Annotated in this window: 1 protein-coding gene; it reads left to right on the top strand. The window is 62.6% G+C overall.

All coding sequences use genetic code 11. The annotated features are described in order from the left end of the window. The coding region (locus tag WDW90_RS38375; RefSeq protein ID WP_336492910.1) for a Crp/Fnr family transcriptional regulator at positions 1-340 on the top strand (340 nt) is incomplete at its 5' end. Positions 341-396: the final 56 nt, after the last annotated feature.

Raw genomic sequence — 396 nt, 5'->3', positions numbered from 1 at the left:
TGGTCCGCCCAACAGTGTCTGCCTGATCCTGAGCGGCATTGCCTGTCGCTACAAGATCTGGTCCGACGGGGCGCGGCGCATCATCTCGCTGATCGTGCCGGGCGACATCTGCGACGGTCACCTGCCACTGCCTTTCATGCTCGGACATACGGTCGGAGCACTCACCCCCTGCACCGTTGCGGACATTCCCCGCCATGCCATGGCGGAGCTGATCGAGACCTTTCCCAGGATCGCCCACACCCTCGTGGTTCCTGTCGCTGGCCGATGCGCGCGAACGCAGCGAGGACTGGAGGTACCACTACAACTGCTCATCAGAACGCACATCTCGCTATGTCATTGATGCGAAGAGGGATTGCTGCGCCGGATGCGGTACCGCGGGGTGTTTGCCGCGGTTCA

The organism is Methylobacterium nigriterrae, assembly GCF_037106235.1.
In the GTDB taxonomy this organism is placed as follows: Bacteria; Pseudomonadota; Alphaproteobacteria; order Rhizobiales; family Beijerinckiaceae; genus Methylobacterium; species Methylobacterium nigriterrae.
This window is presented reverse-complemented; position numbering and strand designations above follow the sequence as displayed.